Genomic DNA, 7,689 nt, shown 5'->3' on the forward strand with positions numbered 1-7,689 from the left:
TACGGCCCGTCGAAACGCGGCGCTTCCCGCGTGCGCTGACGGTGCGTAAGATAGCGCGGATTCAACCCCTCGGGGCGGTTCGTCCCCTGACAGCGCACATTCGGAGACCTTGATGAAGGCCAGGCTCGCTTTGGCTGGTTTTGCCGTGGCTCTTGCCGCGATTTCGAGTGGTTCGTCTCATGCCCAGCAGGCGCCGGTCGTCGCGGCGGCCGGCGCCGCGACCGGCGACCGTCCGGGCTTCGGCGCGATGATCCCGGGCGCCCAGCCGGCGCGGCCCGACGACGCCGGCATCCTGGCCCAGGCCGTCGGCGACATGGACGGGGACGGCCGGGACGAGCTGGTGGTGGGGCTTGGCCACTATCCGCCGCAGACGAACCGCAGCGAGCGGATCGTGGTGCTCTCGCCCGACGCCAACGGCGTTCTGGTCGAGCGGACGACGGCGCTGGTCTCCAAGCCCCCATCCTTCACCCATCCGCGCGCGATCCAGATGAAGGATCTGAACCGGGACGGGCGCGCCGACGTGTTCATCGCCGGGCACGGCTACGACACGGACCCGTTCCCGGGCGAACGCAACGCGCTGTTGATGTCGAATGCGGGCGGCAAGCACACCAAGGTGACCAGGGGCTTCCCGAAGTTCAAGGACTTCACCCACGGCGCCGCGCTGGGCGACGTCAACGGCGACCGGCGCGGCGACGTCTTCGTCGGCAACGGCTTCGGCAAGTCGCCCAAGTCGCGGCCCTATATGCTGCTCGGCAAGCGCGGCAACGCGGTCGGCGTCTCCCGCAAGCTCGCCGACGACGTGCTCGGCCCGGACACGTACTATTCGTCGGCGGCGCTGGCCGACGTCAACGGCGACGGCCGCGACGACCTGATCCTGGGCTCCAACGGCAATGGCAATCGCGACCGGCTGCAGCGCAACGTGATCTATTTCAACACGGGCCGGAAGACGATCTTCCGGTCCGATACGCCGGACGTCGTCCTGCCGCGCGGGCGCTACGGAGACGGCACCAACACCGTCGACATCCGTACCGCCGACATCAACGGCGACGGGTTCACCGACCTGATCATGGCCCAGCACGGCAACGTGCCGACGTTCCACGGCTACGGCATCCAGGTCCTGATCAATCGCGGCAACGGCCAGTTCCGGGACGAGACCAAGACGCGCTTCGGCGGCCCCATCAAGGACAGCGACGGGCAGTTTCTCAACCACGTGATGCCGGCCGACTTCTTCGGCGACGGCCATCCCGACTTCGTCACCTTCGGCGGCGTCGGCGACGGCGCGCCGCCGGTCTTCTACATCAACGACGGCGCCGGCTTCTTCTCGCGCCACGACGAGAGCCTGTTCATGCCGCCGGAGGACACCTACCTCTATCACGGCATGGCGCTGCCCGGCGACGTCAACGGCGACGGGCTGAGCGACATCATCAACATGTCGTTCGGCGGGGGGGATTTCGGTACCGCCACGTACCTCAACACCGGCCCGGTCGGTGCGCAGACGGTGCCGACGATCGTGCGCCAGCCGGTCAAGGCCACGGTGAAGCGGACGGACAGGAAGACGGTCCGGCTGTCGGTGGCCGCGTCGGGCGGCCGTCCGCTGTCCTACGCCTGGACGCGCGACGGCAAGCCGGTCGCGTCCGACGGCCCGGTGCTGACGATCAAGCGCCCGAAGAAGCGGCATGCCGGCATCTATCGCGTCACCGTCAGCAACGACGCCGGCGCCGTGGCGAGCCGTTCGGTGCGGTTGCGGGTGCGATAGCGATATCCGCGCCGGAGCGTAGGCGCGCGGCCGGCTGTCCGGCTGGTCGGCGGCCGGCTATTCGGCGGCCGGCGTCCTGTCGGTGGTCGGCTGGTCGGCGATCAGCCTGTCGGCGAGGTCGATGGCGGCGGCGAAGTCCGGCGCCAGCCGGACCCCGTCGCCGGGGTGCAGGATACGCATGGCGATCAGCGTGCGCTTGGGCTCGCGCTGCAGGCCCGACAGGATCACCGTGGCATGGTGGCGCCTGGCCCGGTTGAGGAACTCGCGCAGCCGCGACGCCCCGCTGGAATCGATGATCGGCACCTCGCGCATGCGCATGATGTAGACGCGCGGCGGCGTGCCGATGCGGTCGACGACGTCGGCGAGGCGGTTGGCGACGCCGAAGAACAGGGGGCCGCGCATCTGCAGCACCTGGATCTCGGGCGGCAGGGTGTCGAGATCGATCAGCCCGCGGCGGTGGGCGTGCACGGTCTCGTCGTCCTCGTCGCGCTCGATGATCGCGGTGCCGGGGCGGCCGATCGCCACGACCTCGCTCATGCGGTGCATGAACAGGACGGCGGCGAACACCACGCCGACCTCGATGGCGACGGTCAGGTCGACCAGCACCGTCAGCCCGAAGGTGACGAGCAGCACCAGCCGGTCGCCGAGCGGGGCCGACATGAGCTGGCGGAAGCGTTCGACCTCGCTCATGTTCCAGGCGACGATGACCAGCACCGCGGCGAGGCTGGCCAGTGGAATGAACGCGGCCAGCGGCGCGGCGACCAGCATGAACAGCAGCAGGAAGGCTGCATGCAGCATGCCGGAGATCGGCGAGCGCGCGCCGGCGCGGATGTTGGTGGCGGTGCGGGCGATGGCGCCGGTCGCCGGCAGGCCGCCGAACAGGGCGGACGCGGTGTTGGCGACGCCCTGCGCCACCAGCTCGCAGTTGGAGCGGTGGCGGCGGCCGGTCATGCCGTCGGCGACCATGGCCGAAAGCAGGGACTCGACGCCGGCGAGGAAGGCGATGGTGAAGGCGCTGGGCAGAAGCTCGGCCATCCGCGCCAGGCCGATCTCCGGCATCCGCGGCATCGGGATTTCGCTGGGAATGCCGCCGAAGCGCGAGCCGATCGTGTCGACCGGCAGGCCGGCCAGCGCGACGACGAGGGAGGCGAGCACCACCGCGATCAGGAAGCCCGGCGCCTTGGGGGCGTAGCGGCGTAGCGCCAGGATCAGCGCCAGCGCGCCGGCGGCGATCGCCACGGTCGCCGGATCGACGGTGTCGCGGGCGACCCACATGGCGTGCCACTTGTCGACGAACTCGGCGGGCACGTCGGCCATCTGCAGGCCGAAGATGTCCTTGATCTGGCTGGAGAAGATGATGACGGCGATGCCGGAGGTGAAGCCGGTCACCACCGCGTCGGGGATGTACTTGATCCAGGTGCCGAAGCGGGCGAGGCCGGCGACGATCAGCATGACGCCGGCCATCAGGGTGGCCAGCAGCAGGCCGTCGTAGCCATACTGGTCGATGACGCCGTAGACGACGACCACGAAGGCGCCGGTCGGCCCGCCGATCTGGAAGCGGCTGCCGCCGAGGGCGGAAATCAGGAAGCCGGCGACGACCGCGGTGATCAGCCCCTGCGCCGGCGAGGCGCCGGAGGCGATCGCCAGCGCCATGGCGAGCGGCAGGGCGACGATGGCGACCGTCAGTCCGGCGATGGCGTCGTGGCGGAAGGCGGTGAGGTCGTAGCCCTCGCGCAGGGTCGTCACGAGCTTCGGTACGAACAGGCGCCAGTCGATATGGCGTAGTCCACGGGCAGCGTTGTCGATCATGGCAGAATGGTTGGTTGCGGGCGTCAGCCGGCCTCCGGGTGCTTCGGCTTGAGGCGGACGCCGCGGCCACCGGCCAGGCTCTGGGCGTTCTCGCCGATCAACTCGATCCCCGACTCCTCCAGCGCCGCGACCACCTTGGTCAGGGTGTCGACGACGCCGCGCACGACATCGCCGCTCGTCTCCATGCGCTGGATGGTGGCGAGCGAGATGCCGGCGCGCTCGGCCAGCGTCTTCTGGTCGATGCCCAGAAGCGCCCTGGCGGCGCGCAACTGGCCGGAGGAGATCATGCGGTCGATCCGGAGATGGGTTTTTCGATGCTGCCTTAAATCATAGAATTCCGGTTCTGTCTAGCGATAGTGACGTTTTATACGTCATTTGTGCCTTTTCAACCTGCCGGGTACGTAGAACTACGATCCGTATTAGTTTCAATTGAAACTTGTTTCGCCGGCTGAGACAGTGACTTCGAGGCGGCAGACGCTCCGGTTGCGAGCGGGGCGGCGCCGCGAAACGGAGGACGCCATGTTCGAACGTCTGATCAGGAACCAGGACCGTCACGCCAAGCTGATGGGCGAGATGATGCGCCGCTTCGGTGCGCTGGAGGGCGACGCCCTGGGCATGAACGACGCGCTCGCCCTGGAAGGGGCGGCACGGCGCTGCATGGGATGCCGGTCGCTCGAGGAGTGCGAGCACTGGATGGCGACGACCACGGGCACGGAGGGCGCCGAGGCGTTCTGCCCCAATGTCCGCCTGTTCGCCGACATGGCCGCCTGAGCGCACGACGGATCACCACCGACCAGACGCAGCGGGCGGCCGCATTCCGCCCGCCGACCTGCCGGCCGTGCACGCAATCGTGACCGGCCGGATCTCGTCCGCCGTCTTGCCTGCCGCGTAGGCTACAAGCAGATAACGGCAGGGCATGCCGCAAGAGAGCATGCCGACCGACTGCCGCCGAAACGCCGGACGATCCGATGGCTGACGCCCTGCACGCCTTCTACGACCGCATTCCGCTCATCGACCGGTTCGAGACCGTCGGCGACACGGCGCGCTACGTGTCGCTGCCCGACGGCTGGCATGTCGGCGTCGCCGACGTGGAGGACTCGACCCGGGCGATCGCGGCGGGGCAGTACAAGGCGGTCAACATGGTCGGCGCCGCGGTGATCGCGGCGACGATGAACGCATTGAAGACCCGGAATTACCCCTTCGCCTTCGGTGGCGACGGCGCGGCGATCGCGGTGCCGCCGGACGCGGCGGCGGCGGCGGCGGACGCGCTCGCCCGCGTGCGCCGGTTCGCCGCGACGGCGCTCGACCTGGAGCTGCGGGTCGGGCTCGTGCCGGTCGAGGATATCCGCGCGGCCGGGCACGACGTGCGCGTCGCCCGGTTCGGCGTGTCGCCGAAGCTCTCGTTCGCGCTGTTTTCCGGCGGTGGCGTGCATTGGGCTGAGCAGGCGCTGAAGGCCGGCCGGATCGCGCTGCCGGAGGCGCCGCAGGACGCCTGGCCGGATCTGGCGGGCCTGTCGTGCCGCTGGGAGCCGTTCGCCTCGCGCAACGGCCGCATCGTGTCACTGATCGCGGTGCCGGCGCCCGGCGCGGACGAGGCCGATTTCGCCGCCCTGGTGACGCGGATTTCGGAAATCGCCGACGCGGCGCCGGACCGGGCGGTGCCGGTGTCGGCGGAGAGCATGGTGCCGACGGTGTTTTCGTCGGGCCTGGCGATCGAGGCGCGGGCCGCCAGGGGCGCGGTCGGCCGGACGCTCACCTATCTCAAGCTGGTGGCGGTCTCCGTTTTCGGCTGGGTGCTGTTCCGCAACCACTGGCGCTTCGGCGGGTTCGATCCCGACGCCTACCGGGCCATGAGCGTCCTGAACTCGGATTTCCGCAAGTTCGACGACGGCCTGCGCATGACGCTCGACTGCAATGCCGAGGTGGAAGCCGGGATCCGCCGGGCGCTGGAGGCGGCGCAGGCCGACGGGATCGCCGACTACGGCATCCATACCCAGGACGCCGCGCTTATGACCTGCCTGGTGCCCTCGGTGATGAGTGACGACCACATGCATTTCATCGACGGCGCCGCTGGCGGCTACGCGCAGGCGGCCGTCGCGCTCAAGGGGCGGATCGCCGCGCGCGCCGCGGCCGCGTAGCGCCGAGGGGGCCGGCGCGCGGCCGGCTCACGTCGGCACTCAGGGGCTCACAGGGGCTTCTTCACCCATTTCTGAATGACGCCGACGATGCCTTCGCGGAACAGCATCACGGCGATGACGAAGATCGTGCCCTGGATGATCGTGACCCAGGCGCCGAACGTCGCCAGATAGTTCTGCATGGTGACGATCACGGCCGCGCCCGCGATCGGCCCGAAGACGGTGCCCATGCCGCCGAGCAGCGTCATCAGCACCACCTCGCCCGACATCGTCCAGTGCACGTCGGTCAGCGAGGCGAGCTGGAAGACGAAGGCCTTGGTGGCGCCCGCCAGCCCGGCGAGAGTGGCCGACAGCACGAAGACGGTCAGCTTGTAGCGGTTGACGCGATAGCCGAGCGAGATCGCGCGCGGCTCGTTCTCGCGGATCGCCTTTAGGACCTGGCCGAAGGGCGAATGGACGACGCGGTAGATGAACAGGATGCCCGCGAAGAAGATCACCAGCACCATCCAGTAGGTGGCGAGGTGGTCGTCGATCGGCACGAAGCCGAACAGGTCGTTGCGCGGCACGCCCTGGATGCCGTCCTCGCCGCCGGTGAACGGCGCCTGCAGCGAGAAGAAGAAGATCATCTGCGCGAAGGCGAGCGTGACCATGGCGAAGTAGATGCCCTGCCGGCGGATCGCCAGCGACCCGAAGGCGAGCCCCAGCACGGCGGCGGTCGCCGTCCCGGCCAGGATCGACAGCTCGGGCGACAGGCCCCACGTCTTGGCGGCGTAGGCGGAGACGTAGCTCGCCGAGCCGAAATAGGCGGCATGGCCGAAGGACAGCAGGCCGCCGAAGCCCAGCAGAAGGTTGAAGGCGCAGGCGAACAGCGCGAAGCACAGGACCTTCATCACGAAGACGGGGTAGAGCAGGAAGGGCGCGGCGATGCCGGCGACCAGGAGCAGGGCGAAGATCACCATGTGGTAGGCGGGCATGCCCATCACCTTGGCCGCGCCGCCGGCACCGGCCGGTGTGGGCTGATTGTCGGTGACGGAAACCATCAGGCGGTCCTCCCGAACAGGCCGGCCGGCTTGATCATCAGCACGATGGCCATGATGACGAAGATGACGACGGCGGAGCCCTCCGGGTAGAAGACCCGCGTCAGGCCCTCGATCAGCCCGAGGCCGAACCCGGTGAGGATCGAGCCCATGATCGAGCCCATGCCGCCGATCACCACCACGGCGAAGACGACGATGATGAGGTCGGCGCCCATGTTGGGATTGACCGCGTAGATGGGGGCGGCCAGCACGCCGGCGAAGCCGGCCAGCGCGACGCCGAAGCCGTAGGTCAGCGTGATCATCAGCGGCACGTTGATGCCGAAGGCGCCGACCAGGGTCGGGTTCTCGGTGGCGGCGCGCAGATAGGCGCCGAGCCGCGTCTTCTCGATGACGAACCAGGTGCCGAGGCACACGACGAGCGAGGCGACGATGATCCAGCCGCGATAGTTCGGCAGGAACATGAAACCGAGGTTCTGGCCGCCGGACAGCGCCGACGGCATGCCGTAGGGCAGGCCGGATATGCCGTATTCGTTGCGCAGCACGCCCTGCAGGATCAGCGCCAGGCCGAAGGTCAGGAGCAGGCCGTAGAGATGGTCGAGGTGATAGAGCCGCGAGATCAGCAGCCGCTCGATGACGATGCCGGTGGCGCCGACGATGAGGGGCGCCAGGAGCAGCGCCCACCAGTAGCCGATGCCGAGAAAGTTGAGCAGCATCCAGGCGACGAACGCGCCCAGCATGTACTGCGCGCCGTGGGTGAAGTTGATGATGTTCAGCAGGCCGAAGATGATGGCCAGGCCCAGGGACAGCATCGCATAGAACGAGCCGTTGATGAGGCCGAGCAGGAGCTGGCCGAAGAGGGCTTGTGGCGGGATGCCTAGGAGCTCGAACATGACGTGTCTTCCCGGTCGCGAACGCCTGGTTGCAGCCGGGGCGCGGCGGTCCGCCGCGCCCC

Annotated in this window: 7 protein-coding genes; 3 read left to right on the forward strand and 4 right to left on the reverse strand. The window is 68.9% G+C overall.

The features are described from left to right. The first annotated feature begins 112 nt into the window (after positions 1-112). Positions 113-1,756 (forward strand): FG-GAP-like repeat-containing protein, encoded by a 1,644-nt coding sequence (locus MUB46_RS23495; RefSeq protein ID WP_261618411.1) that lies wholly within the window; start codon positions 113-115, stop codon positions 1,754-1,756. 57 nt (positions 1,757-1,813) lie between these two features. Here MUB46_RS23495 and MUB46_RS23500 read toward each other — a convergent pair whose 3' ends face one another. Continuing rightward, entirely contained in the window at positions 1,814-3,565 is a 1,752-nt protein-coding gene (locus tag MUB46_RS23500) for a SulP family inorganic anion transporter (RefSeq protein ID WP_261618412.1), read from the reverse strand. A gap of 23 nt (positions 3,566-3,588) precedes the next feature. After that, positions 3,589-3,852, reverse strand: coding sequence for a helix-turn-helix domain-containing protein (locus MUB46_RS23505; RefSeq protein WP_261618413.1), 264 nt, complete (start codon positions 3,850-3,852; stop codon positions 3,589-3,591). A gap of 232 nt (positions 3,853-4,084) precedes the next feature. Here MUB46_RS23505 and MUB46_RS23510 point away from each other — a divergent pair, with 232 nt between their 5' ends. Together MUB46_RS23510 and MUB46_RS23515 are read left to right on the forward strand one after the other, a co-directional pair. Beyond that, entirely contained in the window at positions 4,085-4,336 is a 252-nt protein-coding gene (locus MUB46_RS23510; protein ID WP_261618414.1) for a DUF6455 family protein, read from the forward strand. A 197-nt stretch (positions 4,337-4,533) separates the two neighbouring features. Further along, a complete protein-coding gene (locus MUB46_RS23515) occupies positions 4,534-5,703 on the forward strand; it encodes a DUF3095 domain-containing protein (protein ID WP_261618415.1) in 1,170 nt (389 codons plus the stop codon). Positions 5,704-5,750: 47 nt separating this feature from the next. Here MUB46_RS23515 and MUB46_RS23520 read toward each other — a convergent pair whose 3' ends face one another. Both MUB46_RS23520 and MUB46_RS23525 read right to left on the reverse strand, forming a co-directional pair. Then, the gene (locus tag MUB46_RS23520) at positions 5,751-6,740 is read right to left on the reverse strand and encodes a branched-chain amino acid ABC transporter permease (protein ID WP_425256305.1); all 990 of its coding nucleotides are present in this window, start codon (positions 6,738-6,740) and stop codon (positions 5,751-5,753) included. Then, positions 6,740-7,627, reverse strand: a complete 888-nt coding sequence (locus MUB46_RS23525; protein ID WP_261618416.1) for a branched-chain amino acid ABC transporter permease — start codon at positions 7,625-7,627, stop codon at positions 6,740-6,742. The genes MUB46_RS23520 and MUB46_RS23525 overlap by 1 nt, the downstream gene beginning before the upstream one ends. Positions 7,628-7,689 lie beyond the last annotated feature (62 nt).

This window comes from Microbaculum marinisediminis (assembly GCF_025397915.1).
GTDB classification, from domain to species: domain Bacteria; phylum Pseudomonadota; class Alphaproteobacteria; order Rhizobiales; family Tepidamorphaceae; genus Microbaculum; species Microbaculum marinisediminis.